The 24,719-nt window shown below is 56.5% G+C and carries 28 protein-coding genes; 10 read left to right on the top strand and 18 right to left on the bottom strand.

Going from position 1 to position 24,719, the window contains the following annotated elements:
- Positions 1–50: 50 nt before the first annotated feature.
- Both EL26_RS06605 and EL26_RS23530 read right to left on the bottom strand, forming a co-directional pair.
- On the bottom strand, positions 51–1,388 hold the full coding sequence (locus tag EL26_RS06605; protein ID WP_038085925.1) for a metallopeptidase TldD-related protein: 1,338 nt from the start codon (positions 1,386–1,388) through the stop codon (positions 51–53).
- Positions 1,388–2,785, bottom strand: a complete 1,398-nt coding sequence (locus tag EL26_RS23530) for a TldD/PmbA family protein (RefSeq protein ID WP_052036076.1) — start codon at positions 2,783–2,785, stop codon at positions 1,388–1,390. The genes EL26_RS06605 and EL26_RS23530 overlap by 1 nt, the downstream gene beginning before the upstream one ends.
- 216 nt (positions 2,786–3,001) lie before the next feature.
- Between EL26_RS23530 and EL26_RS06595 the strand changes: the two genes are divergently transcribed.
- Both EL26_RS06595 and tsaA read left to right on the top strand, forming a co-directional pair.
- Positions 3,002–4,555, top strand: coding sequence for an N-acetylmuramoyl-L-alanine amidase (locus tag EL26_RS06595; protein ID WP_052036075.1), 1,554 nt, complete (start codon positions 3,002–3,004; stop codon positions 4,553–4,555).
- 103 nt (positions 4,556–4,658) lie between these two features.
- Positions 4,659–5,105 (top strand): tRNA (N6-threonylcarbamoyladenosine(37)-N6)-methyltransferase TrmO, encoded by a 447-nt coding sequence (gene tsaA / locus EL26_RS06590; RefSeq protein WP_052036074.1) that lies wholly within the window; start codon positions 4,659–4,661, stop codon positions 5,103–5,105.
- A gap of 72 nt (positions 5,106–5,177) precedes the next feature.
- Here the strand turns inward: tsaA and EL26_RS06585 are convergent, their stop codons facing one another.
- Positions 5,178–5,948 carry a C39 family peptidase gene (locus tag EL26_RS06585; RefSeq protein WP_152559187.1) on the bottom strand — a complete coding sequence of 257 codons (771 nt, stop codon included), beginning with the start codon at positions 5,946–5,948 and terminating at the stop codon, positions 5,178–5,180.
- Positions 5,949–6,322: 374 nt separating this feature from the next.
- Here EL26_RS06585 and EL26_RS06580 point away from each other — a divergent pair, with 374 nt between their 5' ends.
- Positions 6,323–6,823: a hypothetical protein gene (locus EL26_RS06580; protein ID WP_052036072.1), complete on the top strand. Its 501-nt coding sequence runs from the start codon at positions 6,323–6,325 to the stop codon at positions 6,821–6,823.
- 92 nt (positions 6,824–6,915) lie between these two features.
- Positions 6,916–7,521: a sterol desaturase family protein gene (locus tag EL26_RS06575; protein ID WP_038085921.1), complete on the top strand. Its 606-nt coding sequence runs from the start codon at positions 6,916–6,918 to the stop codon at positions 7,519–7,521.
- Between the two features lie 58 nt (positions 7,522–7,579).
- Here the strand turns inward: EL26_RS06575 and EL26_RS06570 are convergent, their stop codons facing one another.
- The 8 genes from EL26_RS06570 to EL26_RS06535 all read right to left on the bottom strand — a co-directional run bounded on the left by EL26_RS06570 (position 7,580) and on the right by EL26_RS06535 (position 13,168).
- Positions 7,580–8,095, bottom strand: coding sequence for a spore coat protein (locus tag EL26_RS06570; RefSeq protein ID WP_081857028.1), 516 nt, complete (start codon positions 8,093–8,095; stop codon positions 7,580–7,582).
- A gap of 20 nt (positions 8,096–8,115) precedes the next feature.
- Positions 8,116–8,340 carry a hypothetical protein gene (locus EL26_RS06565; protein ID WP_038085919.1) on the bottom strand — a complete coding sequence of 75 codons (225 nt, stop codon included), beginning with the start codon at positions 8,338–8,340 and terminating at the stop codon, positions 8,116–8,118.
- Between the two features lie 46 nt (positions 8,341–8,386).
- Positions 8,387–8,818 (bottom strand): spore coat protein, encoded by a 432-nt coding sequence (locus EL26_RS06560; protein ID WP_038085917.1) that lies wholly within the window; start codon positions 8,816–8,818, stop codon positions 8,387–8,389.
- Between the two features lie 164 nt (positions 8,819–8,982).
- Positions 8,983–9,300 carry a hypothetical protein gene (locus EL26_RS25875; RefSeq protein WP_038085915.1) on the bottom strand — a complete coding sequence of 106 codons (318 nt, stop codon included), beginning with the start codon at positions 9,298–9,300 and terminating at the stop codon, positions 8,983–8,985.
- A 127-nt stretch (positions 9,301–9,427) separates the two neighbouring features.
- Entirely contained in the window at positions 9,428–10,129 is a 702-nt protein-coding gene (locus EL26_RS06550; protein WP_052036071.1) for a class I SAM-dependent methyltransferase, read from the bottom strand.
- A 26-nt stretch (positions 10,130–10,155) separates the two neighbouring features.
- Positions 10,156–11,271 carry a GGDEF domain-containing protein gene (locus tag EL26_RS06545; RefSeq protein ID WP_038085912.1) on the bottom strand — a complete coding sequence of 372 codons (1,116 nt, stop codon included), beginning with the start codon at positions 11,269–11,271 and terminating at the stop codon, positions 10,156–10,158.
- A gap of 140 nt (positions 11,272–11,411) precedes the next feature.
- The gene (locus EL26_RS06540; protein ID WP_038085909.1) at positions 11,412–12,335 is read right to left on the bottom strand and encodes a hypothetical protein; all 924 of its coding nucleotides are present in this window, start codon (positions 12,333–12,335) and stop codon (positions 11,412–11,414) included.
- A complete protein-coding gene (locus EL26_RS06535; protein WP_038085907.1) occupies positions 12,332–13,168 on the bottom strand; it encodes an alpha/beta fold hydrolase in 837 nt (278 codons plus the stop codon). Before EL26_RS06535 ends, EL26_RS06540 begins: the two co-directional genes overlap by 4 nt.
- Positions 13,169–13,286: 118 nt before the next feature.
- Here EL26_RS06535 and paaX point away from each other — a divergent pair, with 118 nt between their 5' ends.
- The 5 genes from paaX (at position 13,287) to paaD (ending at position 16,828) form a co-directional block, all read left to right on the top strand.
- Positions 13,287–14,102, top strand: coding sequence for a phenylacetic acid degradation operon negative regulatory protein PaaX (gene paaX, locus EL26_RS06530; protein ID WP_038085906.1), 816 nt, complete (start codon positions 13,287–13,289; stop codon positions 14,100–14,102).
- A 136-nt stretch (positions 14,103–14,238) separates the two neighbouring features.
- A complete protein-coding gene (gene paaA / locus EL26_RS06525; RefSeq protein WP_038085904.1) occupies positions 14,239–15,189 on the top strand; it encodes a 1,2-phenylacetyl-CoA epoxidase subunit PaaA in 951 nt (316 codons plus the stop codon).
- Positions 15,190–15,207: 18 nt separating this feature from the next.
- Positions 15,208–15,543 carry a 1,2-phenylacetyl-CoA epoxidase subunit PaaB gene (gene paaB / locus EL26_RS06520; protein ID WP_038085901.1) on the top strand — a complete coding sequence of 112 codons (336 nt, stop codon included), beginning with the start codon at positions 15,208–15,210 and terminating at the stop codon, positions 15,541–15,543.
- Between the two features lie 12 nt (positions 15,544–15,555).
- Positions 15,556–16,344 carry a 1,2-phenylacetyl-CoA epoxidase subunit PaaC gene (gene paaC, locus EL26_RS06515; RefSeq protein ID WP_038085899.1) on the top strand — a complete coding sequence of 263 codons (789 nt, stop codon included), beginning with the start codon at positions 15,556–15,558 and terminating at the stop codon, positions 16,342–16,344.
- A gap of 13 nt (positions 16,345–16,357) precedes the next feature.
- Positions 16,358–16,828, top strand: coding sequence for a 1,2-phenylacetyl-CoA epoxidase subunit PaaD (paaD, locus tag EL26_RS06510; protein ID WP_038085897.1), 471 nt, complete (start codon positions 16,358–16,360; stop codon positions 16,826–16,828).
- 55 nt (positions 16,829–16,883) lie between these two features.
- Here paaD and EL26_RS06505 read toward each other — a convergent pair whose 3' ends face one another.
- From EL26_RS06505 to EL26_RS06480, 6 genes are all read right to left on the bottom strand, one after another.
- On the bottom strand, positions 16,884–17,249 hold the full coding sequence (locus EL26_RS06505) for a hypothetical protein (RefSeq protein ID WP_038085895.1): 366 nt from the start codon (positions 17,247–17,249) through the stop codon (positions 16,884–16,886).
- Positions 17,250–17,334: 85 nt separating this feature from the next.
- Positions 17,335–17,898, bottom strand: coding sequence for a YcxB family protein (locus EL26_RS06500; RefSeq protein ID WP_038085893.1), 564 nt, complete (start codon positions 17,896–17,898; stop codon positions 17,335–17,337).
- An 18-nt stretch (positions 17,899–17,916) separates the two neighbouring features.
- The gene (locus EL26_RS06495) at positions 17,917–18,555 is read right to left on the bottom strand and encodes a pyridoxamine 5'-phosphate oxidase family protein (protein ID WP_038085892.1); all 639 of its coding nucleotides are present in this window, start codon (positions 18,553–18,555) and stop codon (positions 17,917–17,919) included.
- Positions 18,555–19,511 carry a GNAT family N-acetyltransferase gene (locus tag EL26_RS06490; protein ID WP_038085890.1) on the bottom strand — a complete coding sequence of 319 codons (957 nt, stop codon included), beginning with the start codon at positions 19,509–19,511 and terminating at the stop codon, positions 18,555–18,557. Before EL26_RS06490 ends, EL26_RS06495 begins: the two co-directional genes overlap by 1 nt.
- Before the next feature lie 109 nt (positions 19,512–19,620).
- Positions 19,621–21,051: a hypothetical protein gene (locus tag EL26_RS06485; RefSeq protein ID WP_052036070.1), complete on the bottom strand. Its 1,431-nt coding sequence runs from the start codon at positions 21,049–21,051 to the stop codon at positions 19,621–19,623.
- A 951-nt stretch (positions 21,052–22,002) separates the two neighbouring features.
- Complete coding sequence (locus tag EL26_RS06480) at positions 22,003–22,887, bottom strand: helix-turn-helix domain-containing protein (protein ID WP_038085886.1); 885 nt, start codon at positions 22,885–22,887, stop codon at positions 22,003–22,005.
- Positions 22,888–23,078: 191 nt separating this feature from the next.
- Between EL26_RS06480 and EL26_RS25370 the strand changes: the two genes are divergently transcribed.
- A complete protein-coding gene (locus tag EL26_RS25370) occupies positions 23,079–23,222 on the top strand; it encodes a hypothetical protein (protein ID WP_161780674.1) in 144 nt (47 codons plus the stop codon).
- Positions 23,223–23,489: 267 nt separating this feature from the next.
- Here EL26_RS25370 and EL26_RS06475 read toward each other — a convergent pair whose 3' ends face one another.
- A complete protein-coding gene (locus EL26_RS06475) occupies positions 23,490–24,458 on the bottom strand; it encodes a pentapeptide repeat-containing protein (RefSeq protein ID WP_038085884.1) in 969 nt (322 codons plus the stop codon).
- Between the last annotated feature and the right edge of the window lie 261 nt (positions 24,459–24,719).

Raw genomic sequence — 24,719 nt, 5'->3', positions numbered from 1 at the left:
AAAACAAAACCTCTCCATTCGGAGAGGTTTCGATTCAACTCGATGCTGTCTCAACTGCCCGCAATCGTCAACCGGTCTTCAAAACGAATCGCCGTCGGCCCTTGGTAGCCGCCGAGGAACGTCGTTTCCTTGGCGTACTTGGCGTTGGTCAACATATGGTACAAGTTGCCGCTGACCGAGCCGCCCTTGACGGGCGTGCGGTTGCCCTGCTCGTCGATGTAGTAGGCGAGCTTGATCTCCACCGCAAAGTCGCCCGTAAACGAGTTCGGCATCATCGCGGAGAACGCCACAATGTGATACACCGGCCCCTGGAGCAACTGTGCAAGCGGCGTCGACCCCGGCTGAAGCACGAGGTTGCCCGCTTCCCCGGTCGCTTCCACGCCGAGATAGTCGGCATAGCGCTTCGTGGCGAGGTAGCTGCGGAATTCGTTGTTTTCCACGACCGCCACTTCCGTGCCCGGCAGCCCTTCGGGAGAGATGCGGTAGGATTTCACCCCGTACGGCAAGACCGACGAGAACGACGCGTGGAACGGTTCGCCCTCCACCGCGCTCTCGCCAAAGAAACTCTCGCCCGTCGAGACATTGGAAAGTTTCGTATACTTCGCCGACGCGCCGCACCGGAACAACAGCGGCGAGAACATCTCTTCGAATTGCGAAGCGTCGATCACCACCGGGCCTTTCCACGTCTTCGGCAGTTCGCCGACGATGGAGTCGCGGGCGTACTGTGCATTCACGGCGATCAATTCGGCGATGTTCAAGTCATGGATGCGGCGGCGTTTCTCCACAAACCAATGCTCCATCTCGTCGCTGTCCCCGTTCTTCGCCAGCAACACCACTTCCAAGAGGAACGACGTTTCGCGCTGCTCGGCTTCAATGCCTTCCTTATTATAAAAACGAGACGTTTTCTCCTCGAAGAACATCTCTGCCGCCGACAAACGCACGCCCTCTTCGCCGTCGACCGCTTGGAACAGTTCGGCCGTGAACTGTTCCAACGCGCCAAACGGATTTTCCAGCGTGATGTCATCCACGAGCGGAACGTCCGGATACGGAGCAGGCGCCGGCAGCGTCCACGGTTCGTTGTTGGTGATCGCCGCGGAGAGCAAGCCCTCTTGAATCTTCTCATCGAGGTTCGGCAAATCGGAATCGGTCAACGTGATCGTGGAAAACCCGATCGCCGATCCCTCGCCCGACGGATGCGGGTGTGTGTGATAGAGCGTGACTTTGTAGAACTCCTGCGTCACTTCGCGGGTCGCTTCCGGGCGTTTTTGGATCAGATAGTGCTGCCATTCGCGCTTTTCTTCCTGCACGACCGACCATTGTGACACTTCCGGGTGCCCGTTTAACTTTTCGATCAATTCGGTGATCAAGTGTCCGGTTTGCAATGCCATTAGCCCAATCTCCCCTTCAATCGAAGATGCGGACCGCCGTCCGTGACGGGAACCCATTCCTTGTGGCCTTTGCCGCAAGTGCCGGCCCCGAGGTGGAAGTCGCTGCCGACCATCGAAATGCTCGACAACAGCTCCGGCACATACCCGGTCAGCCCGATCGACTTGTAAATTTTGCCTGTAAACTGACCGCCTTTGATTTCACGGCCCAAGTGGATCGTGCATTGAATGCCCCAGCCCTTCGGATCTTCCATGCCGTTTTCGCCGGACTCCAAATAGATGCCGTGGTCGATGTCGGCCATCATCTCTTCCATTGAATGCGGCCCAAGACCGAAGTACGTGTTGGTCATGCGCGAGTACGCTTTGCGCATGTACGACTCGCGGCGGCCGTTCGACGTTCTCGGCAATTGCAACAGCGACGTGGAATAGAGGTCGCCGATGCCCTGCTTCAAAATTCCGTTTTCAATGATCGTCGTGCGCGACGCCAACTGGCCTTGGTCGTCGATGAAGTGCGAGCCGAACGCGCCTTCCACCGTCGGGTCGTCGTACATCGAAACACACTCCGCCGCCACTTGGCGGTTCAAATATTCGCGGCCCTTGGCGCGGTCCTTCAAGAACATGTCGATCTCCGTCCCATGCCCGAACGCTTCGTGCGAGATCAAACCGCTGACATACGGAGCGGTGATGCAATCGTAGAGACCCGGTTGAATCCGCTCGGCGGTCAACAGCTGAATCGCGTTGTCCTTGGCGAGCTCCAGCTCTTGATCCGAGATGCGGATGCGCTCAAAACCGCCGGATGCCGACGAAGACGCCACATCCCACTCCTGCGTCGTGCCGTCTGTCGCGAACACCAGCACGTTCATCGCGAGGCGGGTCAAGTCTTGTGAAACTTGCGTGTGGCGGTCGACGAACAGCTTTTGTTCGCGCACTTCCGTATAGTTGACCAGCACGTTCGAGAGGCGGGAATCCAACCCCTTGGCAAACGCGAGCCGCTCTTTGCACATCTCCAACTTCTCGCGCAGCGGAACGTCTTCCGGGCGGCGCAGCGCGTTGGCGGTGTAGTGGCCTTCGCGTTTTTCACCCGGTTGCAGGGTCAGTCCGGACTTGACCGGCAACGCTTGTTCGACCAGCGCCATCGCGCGGCGGTAGAGGTTGTCTCGGGAAAGATCATGCGTCGCATGCTCCCACAGGCGCTCTCCGTCATAGACGGTGATTACGGCGCCGACCATCGGCAGATTCGGCTCGACCGATTCCTTGGTGGTATCCACGGCGATGCGCAATCCGGTCGTCGAAAGCACCACGACCGACGCGTACGGCACGCGGCGTTCCATCTCTTCAATTAAACTCGGTAAAAAAGTTCGCAAAGTTGCGATTGTATCTTGAAAATAGGCTGTCGTCACGAGAAGCCCCCTCCCTTATACTTTCACACTTCCTATCACTATTCGAAACATTCTTCTCAATTCCTCTCTTTGACCTCCTTTTACTGTTATTTTTTTCCTTGCAACAATTCGCAAGTTGGATTTGATTTTCTCTTACTTTACTAATAGACAACTTTCATAAGATAATATATTCTGAATTTATACGATTTTTCTAAAAATAGAGGAGGCTTTACCATTATGAAAAAAACTTGGGTTACACTCCTGGCCACGACCGCGCTGACATTCGCCGTCACCGGCTCGGCCCTGCCTTCTTACGCAGCCAATTCGGCTGCGAAAACTCTGGCCACGGCCCCGAATCTGGAGAACGCGTTCACGGCAGCGGCGAAGGAATTCGGCGTTCCGAAGGAACTGCTGATGGCCGTTTCCTACACCGAATCCCGTTGGCAAATGGACGCGGAACTGGATACCAAGGACCACGGCAACGGCAACGGTCTCATGCATTTGAGCGATAAATCTGTCAAGAAGTCGCTGAGCGACACAGCGAAAGCGCTCGGCGTCAACGCGAAGCAATTGGAGAACGACCCGGCTTTGAACATCCGCGGCGGCGCGTTCGTGCTCGCACAAGCGCAGAAAAACCTCGGCAAGCAACTGACAAACAACGTCAACGATTGGTACGAAGCGGTCGCTTCCTTTGAAGGCGCGTCCGACAAGCAAAGTGCGGTTCTGTTCGCAGATGAAGTCTACCGCATCTTGAAAGAAGGCACCTCGCTTACGATCGAAGGCGGCACGCTGTCTGTCGCTGCGAACAAAGCAATCGCTCCGAACAAAGGCCAATACGCCGGCGTTACCTACGGCCTCGGCGTCACTCCGGACGCGACGCCGGACTACCCGGGCGCGATCTGGAACGCGGCGAGCACGTCGAATTACCAAGCGGCGACCCGCCCGACTTCCAATCCGATCAACTACGTCATCATCCATGACACCGAGGGCTCCTACTCCGGCTCGATCAACTGGTTCAAAGACCCGACGGCGCAAGTTTCCGCGCACTATGTCGTTCGTTCTTCCGACGGCCAAATCACGCAGATGGTGCAGGAAAAAGACATCGCGTGGCATGCGCGCTCCTTCAACACCAACGGCGTCGGCGTCGAGCATGAAGGCTACGAAGCGCAAACCGGCTGGTACACCGACGCGATGTACACGTCGTCGGCCGCGCTCGTGAAATCGATCTGCCAACGTTACGGCATCCCGATGGACCGCGACCACATCCTCTCGCACTCCGAACTCTGGGGCAATGACCACACCGATCCGGGCGCGAATTGGGATTGGAACAAATACATGACGAAAATCACCGGCGTCTCCAAAAACTGGACCGTCATCAACGTCGATGACAAAGACACCGCTTCCGGCGCGTTCACGCTCTACGGCTCGTCCCAATACTGGCACCCGGTCACCGGCTACGGCCTGCACAACGAAATCAACTACACCAACGGCAACGGTTCCGTCATCTATAACTACGCGATCTGGAAACCGACCATCCCGACGGCGGGCAACTACGAAGTCAAAGTGTTCATCCCGTCCAACTATGCGGGCACGACGGCTGCGAAGTATGAAATCCATTACAACGGCGGCACCGTGACCAAAACGGTCAACCAATCCGCGTACTCCAACCAATGGGTTTCCCTTGGCACCTACAACTTTGCAGTCGGCACCGGGGGCTACGTCAAACTGGGTGACAACACCGGCGACACCAACACGGTCGCCTTCGACACCATCCGTTTCATGGGTCAATAAGAAAAATATACAAAAAAGCCGTTCCCACGCAGAGGAGCGGCTTTTTGTCGCGTATTTTTTCATCATGCATTTTTTCCAAATGACAAAAAGGAGTGTGAGCATCATGAACGTCACTTCGATTGCCACGGTGCATTCGCCGGTCGCGGAAGGGATTGATGAAAACTGGGGTTCCGTCGTCTCCGAAATTCGCGTGAACCCGGAATGGACGTCCGGTTTGCAAGGCTTGGAGGAATTTTCGCACCTGCTCGTGGTGTTTTACATGCACCAATCCAGCTTTGACGCCACCGACCTCGTGCGCCGCCCGCAAGGACGCGCCGACATGCCGGAGCTCGGCATCTTCGCCCAACGCGCCAAGCATCGCCCGAACCCGATCGGCATCACGGCGGTGGAGCTGGTGGAGATCCAAGACAACATCGTGCGCGTTCGCGGACTCGATGCGATCGACGGCACGCCGGTGCTCGATCTCAAGCCTTACTTCCCGCCGTTTGACCGCCGCGACGACGCTGCAACGCCCGAGTGGGTGGAGCGGCTGATGAAAACGTACTTCTAAAAAACGCTCCGTCTGCTGGACGGGACTGTGCATCCTGCAATCTGTTGTTTCAAAAAGGGCGGCCTCGCTACTTCAAGCGCTTTTCGATTGGACGGTCACAGCCTGCGATCCCAACGCTTCCCACACCTGTCGGAAGCGTTGCTTGTCGTAGCGCACCGTCTGGCCGCTGTACGGATCGTGCACGGTGACGTTGCTTTCATCATAGCCCGTCAGCAGCACGCAGTGCTCCGGCACTTTCCAATCGATCTGCTGGCCGTCCGGGGTCTTCCACACATACGCCGTGGACACGTCGTCGAGGTCCATCGCCATCCACGTCACGACCGGATGGTCTTCCGCAACGGCCGCCAGCACGTCGTCAAACGACTTCCCGCTCAAATCCAACGCCCGGCCCGGCAAGTACGAGTTCAAAACCTTGGCAATGGGCGCATGATAGACTCCGTATCCGTCCGCTGAAAAAGGGTCGCCGACAAACCCGAGGTTCGGGTCGCCGCCCGTCATCTCCGAGTCGTCTCCCAGATACACCGGTACGTCGACGACAGGCAATTTGCGGACGACGTCCGTTTTGTCCGCCGCGATTCCTTCGTAGTTCAACAACATTGTCAACGACGTCGCTTCGCAACCGGTCGGAAGTTCCGGCGCTTGCGCCAACACGGGCACGCCGGAAATTTCATGTTCCGCCGCCGCCCCCTGGCTCAACGCTGCCGGAACCGGTTCCGTGACCGCCGGCATCCCGACGCTCGCCTCGCGGTCCGAAACGCTGCATCCCGCAAGCCACACACATCCGGCCACCGCCAATGCCGCGCGTAAGACGCGCCCCTTGGCGCGGAATCGCTTTGCTCTCACCTAGCCTCACCTGCCGATCCTTCGCTTTTCTACATGTAGTGTACAAGGAGTACACCTGCATGTCCACTTGAAGTCCCGCATGGCGTTCCCAGCAGGCCCCTCCCCTGTGTCACTAGTTTCGCTCTGTCTTTACAACACTGTCAGCTGATGAAATGCTCAACCACAATCCATACACCTAGTAAAGTCAAAACAATCCCGCTTGCCTTTTCTGCCCATTCACCAAGAAAGGGTTTGATTCCCCAACATCTCCTGATCTCCAATTTTCCCCTCTATGGATTAGTGCAGCAAAACAAATTTTGGATATTTAAAGCACTCAACCTAGAACCTTTCCATATCGTTTTTCATAAGATATAGGGAAAGGCGGCGAGTACATCATGCGATGGGAGCGACTGTTGAAGATTGGAATCTTCATCTATTTGTTGACTTGGTTTATCGGCGGTTTTTTGGTGATGGCACTCGTTCGCAGCGGTGTATGGGATAAAGGCTTCCTTGGTGTGGATGTTTCTCACGTAAAGCAATATATGTACTGTGCCTTCGCAGGCTCAATTGGTGGAGTTCTCTATGCACTTCGCATCTTCCACGAGTATTATCAAGTGTTCAACCGCCGTTGGGCGTATTGGTACGTCATGCGACCGTTTCTGTGCGGCGGCACGGCGGTCATGATCATACTCTTGTTCAAAAGCGGCATCTTGCTCATGCAAGTTCCCGATTCAATCGCTGCTCAGATTGGTATTTCGTACTTAGTCGGTTATGGTTTCGGGAAGGTGGTTGACAAGCTAAAAGCACTCACCGAAACACTGTTCAACGGCAAGAAATCACAAGACAACTCAAAAAATGTGAACGACCCCATCGACAGAACAGAGAAGTATGATTGACAATAAAACCTCCCCTCCGCAGGCGGGGGTTTTTTTCGCAACTCTGTTTTGCTATGCTTGTGGTAAAACTTTCTGAAAGGTCGGAAACTTTCATGAGCCGCTATCTGCGCGAATTTTTCAGCCACGGAAGCATCTTGGCGATCTTGTTGTTTGTGGCGATCACCTCTGTCTGGCTCGGGTCCCGGTGGACCGACTGGACGACGTGGGTCGGCGTGCTGGCGGGGGCTGCGGTGTTTTTTTCCACGGAATATACGACGCATCGGTTTTTGTTCCATATGAATCCGCCGAAAAACCCGCGGCTGCGCAAGCTCTTGCACCGCCTGCATTACGACCACCACGACGTGCCGAATGAACTGCATCTGCTGCTCTTGCCGCTCTGGTACTCCGTTCCGAATTTCGCGATCCTCTGGGGACTTGCGTACCTGATCGTGGGAAGCGCTGTCATCGCGTGGTCGGTGGTGCTCGGCGGTGTGCTCGGGATGTTTTACTACGAGTGGGTGCACTATGTGGCGCACCGTCCGATCAAGCCGCTCACCCGCTTCGGCCGCTGGATGAAAAAAGTCCACCTCTGGCACCACTACAAATCGGAGCACTACTGGTACGGCGTCTCCAACCCGCTGATGGATTACCTGATGGGCACGTTCCGCGATGAAAAAGCGGTCGAGATGTCCCCGACCGCCCGTAAATTAAATCTGTAATGAAACACAGGAAATCCCCTTCGCGCACTGCGAAGGGGTTTCTCGTAGTTCCTCGGAATTACAGCACGTCGAGGCGGACGACGAGCGCGAGCAGCACTTGCAGCAACAGTTGAATGTTGACCGCTGCGTCGGTGTCGGTCGTGGTGACATGCACGTCGGAGGAGTTTTCGATAAGCAGTTTTTGACGGGTCATCTGCATCGTTTCGGTGCGTTGGGTGAGCTCTTGGAGGATCGTATCGTTGGTCGGGGAATCGCCGATGGTGATCGAGAGAATCACGGCGATCGCCAGTTGCAGAGCCGCTTGCAGGTTGACGGCTGCGTGCGTGTTCGTCGTGTGAACGGTGACGTCTTCGGAGTCGCGGATGATGATGCACTCGTGGGAGTCTTGGAACGTCTCTTCCACTTGCACCGCGTCTTGCGCGACGCCTTCGTCAAACACGGCTTCCGCTTCAACGACGTTCAACAGGTCATGCAGGCGTTCTTCCTTCACCGGCGCACGGCGCGATTTGACCGGACGATTGTAGCTCGGGCGGATCATTTTGGACCCGGAGCGCTTTTTGGCAGGTTTTTTCATGGTTTGGTTCCCTCCTGGGTTTAGTGGTTGCGACGCCAGGTCAGACGCGGGCGGCGCTTGGTGCCTGTTGCTTCCTGATTCGCGGCGTCGGCCTCCCCCTCCGCGGGTTGGTTCAGCGTATCGAGGTACGCTTGCATGTCTTGCGCCACCGTGCGAAGTCTGTTTTTCTCGGCTTCGGTCAGGCGGCGGCGCTTGACGTTTTTGAAGATCGACTTGGCCAGCAAGTCAAGAAATTGATCGTCCATTTCGTCCTCTCCTTTCCGACCGCTCTGCGCGAAAGCTGCAAAGAACTTAGAGAATGTCCAGTTTCGCGATCAGCGCGACCAGCAGTTGCAGCAGAACTTGGATGTTGACCGCGACGTCGGTGTCGGTCGTGGTAACCTTGACGTTGCGGGAGTTTTCGATCAAAGTCTTTTGGTGGCTCAGTTGTTTCACGGTGACTTTTTGGAGCAGTTCTTGCGCGACCCGATCCGCGTCGTTGCTGTCTGCGATGGTGATCGACAGGACGAGCGCAACGGCGAGTTGCAGCGCGACTTGCAGGTTGACAGCCGCTTTGGTGTCGGTGGTGTGCACGAAAACTTCGCAAGAATCGCGGATGATGATGTGCTCTTCAGACGATTGCACGGTCTTCGAAACTTGCGCCGCCTCTTGCTCGACGGTCTCTTCGTGTTGATGGCAACGGCTCGGATGGTGTTGGCCAGACAGGGCAGACCATTTGCTCATGTGGGAATCCCTCCTTGGTGTTTGCTATATCCTATTGGGGACGAGACGGACATGTCAGGGACAGCTGCCTCTGTCCATTCGCACATTTTCAGAGAGAACCCCGAGCCCTCCCATGCATGCCAAAAAACCGCAGTCGGCGCAGACTGCGGTTCTTCGGCGTGTGACTAGTCGTTCGATTCGCTGCCTTCACCGTTGCGCTTGAACGTCAGGCGGCGGCGCGGACGGGTCGGTTCGATGGATTTCTCCGGTGCGGGCGTCCCGCCGGCTTTGCTTGCGTTGTGCACGACGGTCGGCGGGGTCTGGCTGGTTTTGTGCAGGAATTGCTCCACTTGGTTTTGCAGATCTTCCACGAGCGAGCGGATCTGCTCCTTTTGCTCAGGCGTCAAGTTGCGTTTTTTCTGTTCGATGCCGTGTTTCATGAACACGTCGGTGATCAGCAAGTCGCTCAGGCCCTTGGTGATGTTTTTTTCCTTCTCATTCATCGGGTCGACTCCTCCTTGGCATGGAACTGCTCTCGATTCAGGCTATGTGCGCACTGCCTACTTCGAATGGGACACCCGCCCGGTCGACGCAAAAAAACCTCCCCGCGCAGGCGGAGAGGTTTCCTTTCTAGTTGCGGATGAGGCGCAGCAGTTCATAGCCCGGCATCAGTTCATAGGTGGCGGGGAGCTTCTCGGCCGCCCAGCCTTCCTGTGCGGCGAGTTGCAGCACATCTTGCAAAAACGGCGATTCCTGCCCGTCCGTCGAGACCAGCGGGTACAGGCGGATCTCCTCGCGGGTGACGCGCATCAGCTCGCGCACCGCCTCAACGTGAAAGTCGCGGCCCAACTGCTGCGAGTAGATAAACAGCAAGTTGCCCGAGAGCGCGATATCGAATTGACCGTCTGCAAACGGCAAGTTCGGCAGACGCCCCGGCACGTAGCGGGTGCCGTATCCCTGCTCGCGGATGTCGGCGACCGTTTCGTGCAGCGTGGCGGTCATCTCCTCAAGAAACGAAGCGAAGCGCGGGTTCGTCTCGCGCATTTCGATGCAGTCTTCCCGCTGGCTCGTGATGTGTTGAACCGTTTGCAGGTCTTCCAAGCCCTTGGCGAGCAGCTCGTCGGGAGAAAAGTAATACGCGATGTCGGTCGCGGTCACTTCGACTCCCTTCGAAGCGGCTGTGCGCGCAAACGAAGCGGCGCCGCCGGGGCAATCGAGCACGTTGCGCCCCTGCAAGTCGGCTTCGTTCAAGTTAAACATCTGGCAGTAGTCCTCCCAAGACCGCCCGACAAACACGACGTGTTTCAATTCCAAGTGATGTTGATCACTCATTTTGGCACGCTCCTACATTATGATCGTTATTCCGATCTGTTTACTTGGTTACATGGTTCTATTGTATGCGCAGACGGATTTGAATGCAACGAAGAATTGAGGTCAAAGCGATAGCCGTTTTTGCCGCTTTTCTTGACGGAGTACATCGCTTGGTCGGCCGCTTCCAGGAGGAGGTCATAGGAGGATTCGCGGCGGGCACAGACGCCGCCGATGGAGGCCGTGATGGAGACGATCTTGCCTTCGTCGGTGGCAAAGCGCAGCGCGGCGATGCGGGAACGCAAACGTTCAGCGAGCAGATGCGCCCCGGCTTCGTCGAGGTGGCAGCGAAACAGCAGCAGCTCTTCGCCGCCGTAGCGTCCGGCGACGCCGTGCGCGTGCCCTTGGGACTGAGAGTTGGTGTCGGCGGCTTCCTTTAAAAGAGCGGACGCAACGCCTTGGAGGACGAGGTCGCCGAACGGATGGCCGTACGTGTCGTTGACGAACTTAAAATCGTCCACGTCAAAAAAGAACAGATACCCGCTCTCGCCTTCCGACAGACCGCCGATGCGATCTTCGACTTCTTGGCGGAAGATGTCTCGTTGCAGGAGTCCGGTGAGCGTATCGATCAGGGAGCGTTTGCGCAGAAGTTCGTTCGCCGATTGCAGTTGACGCACGATATTGGCCATCTCGCGGTCTTTTTTTCCTAAGTAAGAGCCGATGCCGCAGTTGATGAGGAGGGCGAGCGTATCGAAGAAGAGCCAATACCAGATGTATCCGGCTTCATGAGGAGCGACGATGATCTTCATGTACAGATATGCAAGCACGACCATTCCGGCTCCGATGGATTCGCGACGCCATTGGCTCGCCACATAGCTGAACGTGATGATCGAGATGTGCAGAAACACGACGCCGAGATGCACCAACGTCGCTTGGTAGACGAGGCCGGTCATGCAGAGGTTGGCCATCGTGTACAGCAACAGCCTCGGGAGGGAGAAAGCGCCGATCCGCGTCACGCGAATGCCCAAGATACAGATCCCCATCACCCCGAGCACGAACAAGATCCGGCGAAGGGTAGACTCGACCAGAAGTTGCGGAACCAGCACGCAAAGCAGCAGGACCACAGCGCCGTATGCGATCGAACAGTATCGCAACGTCTTTAACATAGACGATCACGCCTTTCAACTTCAGTACCATCAGAATACACAATTTATATTAAAATAGGAAGTGATAATATTGATTTTCATTAAAAACAAAGGAGCCTGCCGTTTGGCAGACTCCGCTTGCTCCTCACTCTAAAAAACGCCTAGGCTTCGCGCCGATAGACTTCAATTCTCCCGCCGGAAGAAACCGATTCGGCGTAGTCTTCCACGGTGGCGAACTTCACGACCATCCACGGGTCGAACCAGTGTTGCCCGTGTTTTTGGAACAGCAGCCCCTCGTCGATGACAAACGCGGCGTGAATCGCCTCCTCGTCGCGCCCTCTCCACACGAGCACGTCGCCCGCTTGGACGTTCGCTTCTACTCGGACATACCCCAGATCGGCCAACATTCGCCAAAACGGCTCCGGATGCAACCACTGACGCAAGATCGCATGACTCGCCGACGTGCCCGCCGCCGCGCCGATCGCGCCCGCAAAACAATTCGGTCCGCTGCGCTCGGCCGTTCGCCCGGCGTACTGCCGGATCAAAGCGCGCTGTCCCTCGGAGATGCGCTCCGACCACTCGAAATCTTCAGGAAGCGTTTCCTGCGGATACTGCGCCGCCAGTTGGGCGACCTGCTGTTCAAACCACGCCTGCCGAAATTCCGCACGCAACCCGTCCCAGATCTCTCTCGTCAAGACGACAAACCGCCGCCCTTCCACGGAGACCCCGGATGTCTCCAGCAGATGCTTGGACTCTTCCGCGAACTCCTCGCCAAGCGACGCCAGCCATTCTGCGTCAAACACATATCCGCGATTCAACCGCACTTGCTCCTGCAACAGGACTTCCCGCGCTTCAGCCGGCAAGACGCGCAACGCCTGCTCATCCGCCACGCAAACCTGCAACGCGTTGCTGACTTGAAACAGATGATACAACCCCGCATATTGCAAAAAAACATCTGCCATCGACGCCCGCAACTCGCCGCGCGAATAGACCAGCATCCCCGATGCGCGCAAAAACTCCGCTTGCGCGGAGCTCTCCAGCAGATACAGCGAGTCGCGGGGCACGAACTCCCGCACGTCGATCACGCGTGCAAGTCCTTGCCTTCCACGAAGCGGTCGATATACGCCGCCACTTGCTGCGGGTGCGAAACCATCAGCGGGTGCGGCGAATCGGGAATCGCCACCGCTTGTGCCGTCGGGAATTTGGCGAGGTAACGCTTGAGCGCCTCGTCATAAAACGCCGGGCGGCGGGTCGCCTGCAAGACGAGAATCGGCTTGTGCAGCGTCGCCGCCAACTCGTCGAGCGAGAACGTCGCATACTCTTCGGCATACCCCATAAACGCTTCATGCGGCAGTCGGAAAGTCCAGCGGCCGTCCGCCCCCTCGTGAAACTCGCGCAGCGTCTGCTCGTCGACAAACTCGTTGACAGGCTCGCCGTACCCGGAACGCGCCAATGCGAGGGCGTCTTGCTTCGTCGCCACGGAGAACACCGGACGCGATTTGATCTCTTCAATATTATAGCCCGGCATTTCGCAGTTTCGGGCAAACCCGCCGTCGAGCATCACGATGCGCTCCACCCGCTCCGGGTACTTCGCGGCGAACTGCTGAATCGGCGCGTTCGAGAAGGAGCCGCCGACCAGTGTCGTTTTTTCAATGCCTTCATGGTCGAGCACCGCCAAGATGTCTTCCACCAACTGGGCAAACACATACGGCCCCGCTTGCGTGGACTCTCCGTGCCCGCGCAAATCAAGGCTTAGGATGTGGTATTTCTCCGTCAAGTACGGAATCGTCAAGTTGTACGATTCCTTGGTCGAAGTCAACCCGTGAATGAGCACCAACACCGGGGCTCCCGGGTTCTCATAGACGTTGCAGGCAAGCGTAATGCCGTTCGCTTCGATTTTCTTCGTGGTGTGCGCCATCAGGACCGCCTCCGTGTTTTGAAAACTTTTCCTATTCCCAGTATACCACTCCATCACTTGAAATCACGGCAAACAGTCTGGTACGATTGTGAGAAATATCTGACGGAGTGTACAACCAATGAAGCCACAATCGATGTTGTTTACCATATACGGTGAATATGTCCGCCACAAAGGCAATGAAATCTGGATCGGCAGCCTCACCCGGCTGCTCGGCGAGTTCGGCATGACCGAACAAGCCGTCCGCGCCGCGATTTCGCGGATGCAGCGCCAAGGCTGGCTGACGTCGCGCAAAGTCGGCAATCGGAGTTTTTATTCGATGTCGCCGCGCGGACAGCGACGCCTCGACGAAGCCGCCGAGCGCATCTACCCGCATGAAGGCACGGGATGGAACGGCAGATGGTGCATGGTCTCGTACAACATCCCCGAAGAACGCCGCCACTTGCGCGACCAGTTCCGCAAAGAACTGACCTACCTCGGCTTCGGCCTGCTCACCCATTCCACGTGGTTCTCCCCGAACAACTTGGCGGACAAAGTCAAGGAGATCGCCGAAACCTACGAGATCACCGGGCATGTTGAAGTGTTCACCGCCGAGCACGTCGGCCTCAGCGAGCCCCGTCAATTGGTGGAGAAGTGCTGGGACTTGGAGAGCATCAACGCGTCGTACCGCTCGTTTCTCGACACGTACCATCCCTATTTCGAAGCGCTCCAAGCGGAGGGCGAACTGCCCGACAACCGCTGCTTCGTGGAAAAAACCCAACTGGTCCATCAGTATCGCAAATTCCTGTTCATCGACCCGGACCTGCCGGACGAACTTCTGCCCGCGCTGTGGCTCGGCAAGGAAGCGGACGACCTGTTCAGCCGCTTCTACGAGTGGCTGCATCCCGGCGCGACGCGCTTTTTTGACGATCTGTATGAAGCGGCTCCGAAAAAGTGAATTCACGGAGGAGTGTCGGAATGCTGACACTCCTCTTTTTTTTCGCGCAATTTGTAAAGCGCTTTCTTGCCGAAATGTATGACGGAATGTTATGATAACGTTAGAAAACCGTAGTACGTTTGAAGGGGGACTTGAGATGATCGCACAAACGCACGATGAGAAACTCGCCGCGTTTCTTGAGAAGATCGACAACGGCGGCAAGATCGAAGCGGACGACTGGATGCCGGACGACTACCGCACGCAATTGATCAAGCTGATCTCCATGCACGGCATGTCGGAGATCATGGGCGCGCTGCCGGAGAAGGAATGGGTGCCGAAAGCCCCGACCCTGCGCCGCAAGCTGGCGATTATGGCGAAAGTGCAAGACGAGATGGGTCACGGCCAACTGCTGTTGCGCGTGGCGGAAGACCTGATGGCGCCGCTTGGCAAAACCCGTGAAGACATGCTGAACGACCTGTTCACCGGCCGTTTGAAATTCCACAACGTGTTCCATATGGAAGCTCCGACTTGGGCGGACGCCGGTGTGATCGGCTGGCTGGTCGACGGCGCGGCGATCATCACGCAAACGATGTCGCTCGACACGTCCTACGCTCCGTATTCCCGCGCGCTGCACCGCATCTGCGCCGAAGAGAAATTCCACGCGCAACACGGCGAAAGCATCGTGCTGGCGCTGGCGGAAGGCACCGAACAGCAGCGCCGGATGCTCCAAGACGCCGTCACCCGCTGGTGGCCCGCGCTCTTGATGTTCTTCGGACCGCCGGAGGGCGGCAAGATCTCGTCCAACCAACAGATGAACATGCGCTATAAAATTCGTTCGCAAACCAACGAAGAACTGCGCCAAGTGTTCTTCGACAAATACGTTCCGAGAATCTTCCATCTCGGCCTCACCCTGCCGGACCCGACGATTCGCTACGACGAAGCGGCCGGGCAATGGATCTACCAACAACCGGACTGGGATGAGTTCAAGCAGATCGTCTCCGGCCACGGCCCGCGCTCCGTACAGCGCCTCGACCTGCGCAAACTTTCCTACCAACAAGCTCAGTGGGTGCGCGACGCCCTGCTGAACAACACGCAACAAGCGATCTAGCCTGAGGAGGGACTGACCATGAGCGAACAAGCAAAGCCGAACGGCTTTGACATCTACGAGGTGTTCTCGCAACGCACGCCGACCAGCTCCTTCGTGCACCAGTTCTCTCTGCTGGCCCCGAACCACGAAGTCGCGATGTCGATGGCGCGCGAAAACTTCCTGCGCCGCGATTCTGTCGTGAACATCTGGGTGGTCAAGCGCGACGACATCTACGTCTGCCCGCCGGAGGAACGCGAATTCCTCGAACGCCTCGACAACAAAGCGTACCGCGAAACCAAAGGGTACGGCGATTTGCAATCGAAGTGGCGCGCGCACCGCGAGCGTTACGAAGCAGAGCATTCGAACAACCAGTAGGGAGGTAGAACCGTGAACACCGATCAAAAAGCGCTCCAAGAGCTGCTGTTTCAACTGGCGGACGACGACTTCATCCTCGCCTATCGAGGTTCGGAGTGGCTCGGTCTCGCGCCGCATATTGAAGAAGACGTCGCGTTCTCTTCGATGTCTCAAGACACGATGGGCCACGCGGTGATGTTTTACGAAATGCTGGAGGAGCTCGGCGCCGGCACCGCAGACGACCTGGCGCAACTGCGCAAACCGCAGGACTTCCGCAACGCCGTGCTGGTCGAACGTCCGAACGGCACCGGCCACTACATGGAGCAACCGAACTACGACTGGGCGTACGCGGTGGCTCGCACGTACCTGTACGAACTGTTCAAGTGGGTGCGCCTTGAAGCGCTGATGAGCTCTTCCTACCAACCGCTCGTTCAGATTTCCCGCAAGATGATGACCGAATTGCGCTATCATCTCATGCACTGGCAAACGTGGACGAAGCATCTGGCAGGCGGCGGCCAAGAATCCCGCGACCGCCTGCAAGCGGCGATTGCGCAAGTCTGCCAAGACATCGAGGGGCTGTTCTCGTTCGGCCCGCACGCCGACGCGATCGTCGCGGCAGGTCTGATCGCGGACGCTTCCACGCTCAAAGCGCGCTGGCTGGAAAAAGCGTCGGACGCCCTCGCCAAAAACGGCCTCGCGCTGCCGGACGCATTCCCGGCTCCGTCGCATGACGGACGCGCAGGCGAGCACACCGAGCAGCTGGCGGACGTGTTGAACACGCTGTCGGAAGTGTACCGTCTCGATCCTGCTGCGGCGTGGTAAGGAGGGGTTGACGATGACGGAAGAAACGCTGTGGAGCCTGTTGCAAGAAGTGAAAGACCCGGAGATTCCGGCGATTTCGCTGGTGGAGATGGGGATGGTGAACAAAGCGGTCGTGGAGGACGGCATCGTCCGCATCGAAGTGTTGCCGACGTTTGTGGGGTGCCCGGCGCTGGAGATCATGAAGCGCAACATCTCGGAGATCGTCGGTGCCGCCGAGGGCGTGAAGGAAGTGCACGTGCAGTTCGTCTTCGAACCGGCGTGGACGTCCGACCGCATCTCGGAAGTCGGCCGCGAGAAGCTGAAAACGTTCGGCATCGCGCCGCCGCCCGACCTGTTGCAGATCGAAGAGAGCTTCGAAGCGGCGTGCCCGTTCTGCGGCTCGTCGCAGACACGCCTCGACAACCTCTTCGGCCCGGCTGCTTGCCGCAGCATCCTCTACTGCGAATCGTGCAAGAACCCGTTTGAAGCGATGAAGCCCGTTTAAGCACGACAATGAAAAAACCTGCCGCAACGTCCCCGTTGCAGCAGGTTTTTTTACATTAGAAGATAATCACAGCGCCTTCCACCGTAGCCGTCGTGGAGCCGATGTTGGTGATGCGAAGACGGTCGTTGCCCGCCGGAAGCGAGAACGGAAGCACGACGGTGCGATTCCCGGACACGGTGACCGCGTTGGAAACCGGAGCCCCCGTGGTCGCGTTCACGAACTGATACCGGACGAGCGCGCCTCCCGCAGCGCTTTGGGAGACGATCACCTCGCCGCGGTTGATCACGTTGCGAAGCTGAAACGAACGAGTGGAGCGAGATTGGCCCTTGGGGATCGTAAAGTTGAAAACCACAATCCGCCGCACGACCGACACCGGACGACGGGTCCCGCGCCGCGAAATTTGAAGCGTACCTGCTGCCATATCTTTCACCTCCCCGGACATGCTCTTGTATCGTATGCATGTCCGGGGAAAGCGCACTGAACTCCCGCCCCTTCCGCAACCCAATTTATCGAAGGAAGTACGTCAAGAGGCCGATAAAAATGAGAAAGGCCAAAATTCCGAATGCGATCCACGTGAGGATCGGCTTCACCACACTTCGTTTTGGCGAGGTCAGGCGTTGCGGAACGGCGTCCATAAACTCCCGCTCTTCCGCCTTCGTTTTGAATGCTCTTCGCGGAAGCACGACAGCTCTCGCAGCTCCCATCCAGAAAAAGTAGTAGTGTGCCGTCTTGGTCATTTTCGTAAATGCGCTCCATTTGATTTCGGAACGCCCGGCCGGGCTGTTTGCCACAAAGTGATCCGGCGTTGTCTCTACCTCGTAGGAACCATACAAGTGCAGTTTGCGCATTTGAACTTTTACGGAATACACCTGCACAATCGGAATGAAAATCACAAAAACCGAAGTCGCGACCCGTAACGGCAACAACCCTTGCTCATACGGGATGCTGTACGCCACAATCCCCAACAGCAGAAAAAACACATACATCAGTCCATAATGAGGACGTTGTTTGAACCACAGGTGGCGTTGGAAACGCCAATTGTCTCCCTCTGTCATTTGATATTGAACCAAAACACTCGCTTCCTTTCTTCAATACAATCGTTTCGTGTAGCTCTCTTGCAGTGACTCGGCGATCTGTTCCGTTGTCATCCCCGGCAATTTGCAGTGGTCGCGCAGCATCTCGGCGGGGTTGGGCAGTTGATCGCGGGACAGCCACGACTCCGGCTGCCACAGTTTCGAGCGTTTCAGCGCTTTGGCACAGTGGACGAAGCACTCCTCCACTTCCACGCCGATGCCGAGTACGGGCGTTTTGCCCTGAGCGGTCATCCGCTCCAAAATCTGCGGGTCGCGCACCACGCACGCCCGTCCGTTGATCCGCAGCGTCTCTTCCAAACCGGGGATCAAAAAAATCAACCCGATCCGCGGATTGCTCAAGATGTTGCAGAGCGAATCGGCGCGCTTGTTGCCGGGACGCTCGGGAATCACGAGATGCTTCTCGCCCAGCACAAGCACGAACCCCGGCGCATCGCCGCGCGGCGACACATCGCAGGCGCCGGACGCATCGGCTGTGGACATCAGCACAAACGGCGAGCGGGCGAGATAGTTTCGGCAGTGCTCGTCCAGTTCGGTGATCACTTTGTTGGCGGCGAGTTTGGAGGGAGTTCCCCCCAGCAACGATTGCAACTCCTCCTCCGTCGCTACCACACCTCCAAACACACTTTTGTTCATCACACGAATTCCTTTCTGACTTTCAAATGACCCGGTGCCGGGACGTACCCGAGTTTGCGGTTGACGGCAAGCATCGGCGCGTTTTCCGAGTCGTTGTCGGTGCGCATGTACGGTGCTTTCCGTTCCAGACCTTGGCGAATCGAGATCAGCTTCAACGCCAACGCGATCCCCCGTCCGCGATAGCTCGGGTCTACTCCGGTGTACTCGTTGTACAGACCGCCGCTTTGCTCCATCTCAATCAACTCCGTCATCCCGACGAGAGTGTCGCCGTCCAGCGCCAGCCAGATCAGCGCGGGGTCTGCTTTTTGAAAATGCTGTTCCACTTCGCCAAGCGGCGGCAGTTCGTCGGCGGCCGGGTTGTCGCGGTAGGTGCGCAGGAAGAACTCATGCAACGCCGCGTCCGGTTGTTGCCCGTTCACGAAGCGAATTCCGCTCTGCTCCACCCGCTCCACCGTTCCCTGATACGGCGAGAAGTCAAAGTTCGCCAGTTCGAGCACGGATTGAAACATGTGCCGCTCGACGGCGTATCCGTTTTTTTCAAGGAAGAGGCGCGAGGCGGGCAGGTGATCCGGGACTTCGGAGAGCAGGCAAGACGCGCCTTGCGCTCTCCCCCACGCTTCCAAGTGTTGCAACAGTGCGGTGCCGACGCCGAGATTCCGGTGTGCCGGATCGACGACCAACGTGCTCGCCAGCACCCCCGGCGCTGCCCAAGGAGCGCGCCAAGTCGCCGCATAGCCGATGATCTCCCCCTGCTCGCTCACCGCGACGACGCGCTCGCGGCCAAAGCCGCCCAAGAGCCCGTCTTCATCGCGGGACAGACGGTTTTGCGCCGGAATGCGCGCATCTTCCGCTTGCAACTGTTCCGCCGTCACCGGCTCTTGCAGAATTGTGTTGAGCAACCGGGCGATGTGCGGGTAATCGTGCGGGACTTGCACCAAGCGAAGCGTATAGGTCATGTGAAACCTCCCACCATTTTTAGGAAAAAGTATAGCATAAGATTGCGAAAAAGGAAGCCGTGCTGGACGGCTTCCCTTTTTTCTTCTGTGCGGTTGTACGGCTGTGCGGTTATCGCGGTTCGAGGAGATAGCCGAACGGGTGCGAGATCATTTCTTGGAGTTCCGGTCGATTTTCAATAGAAGCGATGCATCGGTGCAGCTCGTCGCGGAGTTCGTTGAGGCGGGTTTCCTGGTCGCGGGAGTCGAGGTCGAGTTGAGAATGATCGACGACACGCTGTGCCAGTTGCAACAGTTGGTCTTGGACGGTGCTTGCAGTCTGCTCTCCTTGCTGCTCCAGGTAGCCGCGAATCTCCGCGATGCGGTACAGGAGCTCCTTCCACGCGTTGGCGAGTTTGCTTTGCGCCCGCACGGCGGGATTGGGCGGTTGGAGAGTGTCAAACGACAGCAGACGGGACAGCGGCGTTTCCGGGTGCAGACACGCCTCGAACGTATGCAGACACTGCAACGAGCGTGGCAACAAGTCTACCACTTCGCGGTAGCCGGGAATTCGGTTGCGCTCGCTGGCTTTCAAAGCCCAAAACGCGTGTAGTTGGAGGTTATTCACAAGTTTACAGTAGTGCGTGTCCAAGAGCCGCAGCTGTTCTTCCGGGAGTTGGTGGTTGCGGAGAATTCGGTCTTTGACGGCGTTCTCAGGCAGTTTGCTGTCGCCCTCTCCCAGTTGGAACGAGCGTCTCAGGTACACGATGATTTCGTGAGGAGTCAACCCTTCCACTTCGCCCCGGTGGATTTTCATCCGAAACTCGCCGGCTTCGGGGTACTGGTCAAACGCGCCGAGCGAGTCTTCGATTACGTTCAGCTCATAGCCGACTTGCCGGATTTCCGCGATCACGTTTTCTTCCAAGGCTGTGATCACCGCTTCCATATGTACGTAGGCGGAGGCGTCTTCCGCTTCTCCGCCCAACACGCGGGCGTACAGGTCTCCGAACAGACAGAGGTGCGACATTTCGTGGAAGTAGTGCATGTAGGGGTAGCGGACTGTGCTTTGACCGGATTGGTGCCAGGTGCTTTTTTGGTAGATGCGGCCGTGCTCGGGGCGGAAGATCGTCTGGCGCTTGGTGTCGACGTCGATGACGAGTTCATAGCCTCGGTTGTAAGCGTGCGCCCAGATCGCGCGGTACGAGGGACTGAGCAACAGCGCGGTGGAGTGGTTCGTCACCTGCACCGGCCTGTTAAAAAACTGCCCGTTCGTCTCCGGCTGCAACGACAGCCACGTCATGCCGACAGCCAAAGCGCGGTACAGTTCGAACTCGCCTGTTTTCGCTTCTTGCAGGCAGAAATTGTGCAGGGTTTCCAGATTCAGCGGCGTGTCGGCGGGAAAAGCTTGCAACGCGGCTTCGAAATCCTCCGGTTCTACCGTTAAAAACACGTTCAGCCCGTCCACCCACAAGTCGGAGCCGATCGGGGATTCCAGCCACGTGTCGACATCGGGGGTCAGAGCGCGGATGCGGTGGTATTGTTCCAGCAGGTTGGCGTGGTGCATACGTTTTTCTCCTCTCGATGGTTGAAAAAGGCACCCGATGACGCACAGGTGCCTTTTTCCTAAGTATGGGTGACTCTTAGTAGCAGTCGCCGAGGTAGCGGATGTACGGGTCGATCTTCGACTTCATGTCTTTCACGACGGTGTGGGTGTTGAGGTTGACTTTCACTACTTTTTTCATGGGGAGCACAACCTTTCGATTGGATTGTTGATTTGTTCTTACACTGTGATTGTATTAACGAATTTGGGTTTATATTCCACCCTTCCCCATGAGGGAGTACAAAGGCACCCCCAAAGGAACCCGGTGTTGCGCAGGTGCCTTTGTACTCTTACGTATGCGAAACGATTACCACGGGCAGTCGTTGTCAAACATCCAGACGTACGGGTTGGATTTCGATTTCAAGTCTTTCACAGCGGTGTGGGTGGTGAGGTTGATTTTTACTACTTTTTTCATGTGATGAACACCCTTTCAATTTTGAAGTTGTCTTCGTTACACTGCTATTGTATTGGACGACCACCTCTTTTATGCCATCTGTAAGTAGTTGCTTCCCTGTTAAGCAACCGCTCCTCGCGCTGCATTGTATCATCGCGCTGCAAGGAATCTTCCCGCCGCGAGGATAGCGGATGCAAAAAAAGAGCCCGGCAGCCGCCCGGCTCTTTTTTCGCGCTATAATGCAAACCAATGAGAAAAAATAAAAAAACATTCCTCCGGTCGCTTGGAATCGGTCTTACGGCAGTTCTTGTGCCGGGCTCCTTCGGCTACGAACGATTTGAAACCCTAAAACAACAAACTCTACAGCTTCATCAAGAGGGAGCCGAATTTGTAGAAAGCGTTTTGGCCAAGTTGGAACACATGTCGTACGAGGATCCTGATCCATTTGCCCCTGTGCAAACCGATCCGTCGACCCGGATCTACTTGGGCCAAAAGCCCGGAGTTTTGCAAGGAAAACTTGTTTATGATGTATACGACGTATACTCGATCGGCAGTTGCCCTGCTTGATACAGCCGCAGCGTCTCTTGCACAACCGAGGAAAAGTTGGTTTTTTTCTGCAGATCAAACACGTGCAACGCGTGGTGGAGACACTGCAAGACTTTGTCCTCGCTGCGCCCGGAGCGAATCAGGCTCAGCGCATGTTGAAAGTACAACTCCCCCAAGAGGTACAGCGACTCGTTCGCCAAGCAGCTCTGAATCCCCTTGCGCGTGTGGACGAGAGCGTCCGAGTCGCGTTCGCACTTGTAGAACGATTTCGCGATGTTGTAGTGGATGCGCGTCTTGACGGAGAAGTCGTCAAACAGCGGCGAGTGCGAAATCATGCGCAAACACTGCTCGAACATTTCGATCGACTTGTCAAACTCCCTCTCCTCATACTGCAAAATCCCGATCGAATTCATGATTTCAATCTGTTGCTTCGTGTAGAACTTTGAGGAGGATTCGTACTGAATGGCGTTGTACAGCAGGTGAAGCGCCCGCTGGAAGTCGTTGTTCACGTAGTACTCGACGACTCCCTCGTGCCACTGCAAAAACTGATTATGCGGGTAGTGTTGGAACTGAGGGTTTTTTTTCTCCCGGGAGATGACCTCCTTGAGCTGTATGTAGTCCCGCTCGCGTATCAACTTGCGGATATGCTTGCACGTCTCGTCCGCATAATCGTTGCGCGTGCTCGCAATCCGTTTAAAAAAATAATCGACCTCCACATTCAAGCGCTGGGACAGTTCGTAGAGGAGCGCGGCGTTGGGGATGATCTCTCCCTTTTCAATCCGACTGAGATTCCCTTGTGTGCAAATGTCGCGCGCCAGTTCCTGTTGGGACATGTTCAAACTGATTCGGATCTCCCGCACAATACGACCTATCTCTTGATAGTCCACCTGACATCACCTCGACATATATGCAAAAATTAATAATTTCCTCCGCTGAGAGGACGGGATGCGTAATAGAAGGAATCCTTGCCGCGAGTGCGTGAATTTCGCCAATTCATTCCAATCCCTGTTCTATTATAATAAGCCTATACTGTTACATGGGGGTAGCAAAAATGAAAAACCGACTGATCGTTTTCACATCCCTTGCATCGGTTGCGTTGGGGGTGCTTTTTGGCATGACCGAACAACACCTCGTACGCGCTGTCAGTCTCAATATTGATTTGCCGCCGCAACACGGTTTTGAAAGAACTATCTAGGTCTCCAGGCGAACTTCTCAGTGAAGTTCGTTTTTTTGTGCTTCCGATTTCATATGAAAATTTGCATAAAACGACACGATTCGGAAAGAAAATGCAAATCACCATTCGCACAAATAGTCTGATCATTTGCAACCCGAAATACATGAAATTTCGAAACGTGATAGAGTAAGAAGCGAAGACAGTATGATCCTGCAATCTCTTTGACATACTACCCCAAACTTGATAAGCTCCCCTCGGCTGAGGGGAGCTTCTTTCTTTGTGTTGAGGTTAACGGGCGCAAGACCAGTGCGGCGGGCGTGTGAGCAACGGCGGCAATTGGGTGTCGGTGTCTCCTCGGGCGGCGTTGATTTGAAACTGAGTGAGGAAGAGACTGTCGGACAAGTTCGCACCGCGCAAGTCGGCATCCCGGAGATCGGCGCCGATGAGGTCGGCCGCGCACAAGTCGGCGCCCCGCAGATCGGCGGCGATCAAGTACGCACCCCGGAAATTGGCACCGCGCAAGTCGGCGTTGCGGAAGTTTTTGCCGATCAGGTCGGCACCGCGGAAGTTGCCACCGCGTTGGTTGGTACTGCGGCTGTTTTTTCCGGTGACGCCGGAGCCTCGGGAGTTAGAACCTCGATGGTTCGTATCGTGTAGGCTGCGCGACTTATTCCCACCGGCGGGAGTCGGTTCCAAAGTGCGAACTTCCGCTCGCACGAGTTCGCCGGTTCTCAAGAGCAACGTGTTGACCTGAGCTCGATGTCCGGCGACGTTACTTTTTTGGAGATCGTCCGATGGGAGGCGCGTGAGTCGTTCCGTTTCTTGAAGCGCTTCACGGAGGTCTTCGTGAATCGGACGGGTCGCTTGCAACGCCAGCGCTTCGGTCAGATACCAAAGCAGCTCGTTCAACTGCCGCATGATCGGAAACACCTCAAACATCTGCTTCGCCGATGCCGGATGATCCCGCCAACTCCGACCGGCAAACGTCACTTGGGAAACTTTCTGCCCCGCGCCGAAGCAGTCGTACACGGTGCATCCCCGATACCCGATCTCACGGAGATTCGCGTGGACATGGCACCGGAAGTCGGACTGCAAGTTTTTACAAGGCGTCCCTCCGTCCTTGTCCACCGCAAAGTCGCTCGATGCGGCAAACGGCAGAGCGACACAGCATAAGCCGAAACAGTTCTCACAGTCCGAATGCAAGCGGAGCCGGTTTCTTTCGCTTATGAGTTCCAGATGTTCGCGCTTCTCAGCCAATGAGATTCTCCCCTCGTCTTGATTATGAAAAACCCCCTCACGCCTGAGGGGGTTATCAAGGTCGAACTCGTTCTTACAGAACTTTCGCTTTTTCCAAACTATCACAATTCGCAATCGAGAGCAACCACAGCTTTCAATGACTTCAAACAGGATCCTACGAAGGCAGGGTATTTTTACTTCACATCGACAACGAACGGAAAAAGACCTTAAACCGCAAGCTGGCGCCTGTACTCACGAGGCGTCAGCTTGTTGAGCTTTAGT

Origin of the sequence: Tumebacillus flagellatus, assembly GCF_000714935.1 — a bacterium.
GTDB classification, from domain to species: domain Bacteria; phylum Bacillota; class Bacilli; order Tumebacillales; family Tumebacillaceae; genus Tumebacillus; species Tumebacillus flagellatus.
Note: the sequence above shows the minus strand (reverse complement) of the source record. Positions and strands in the feature narration are given on the sequence as shown.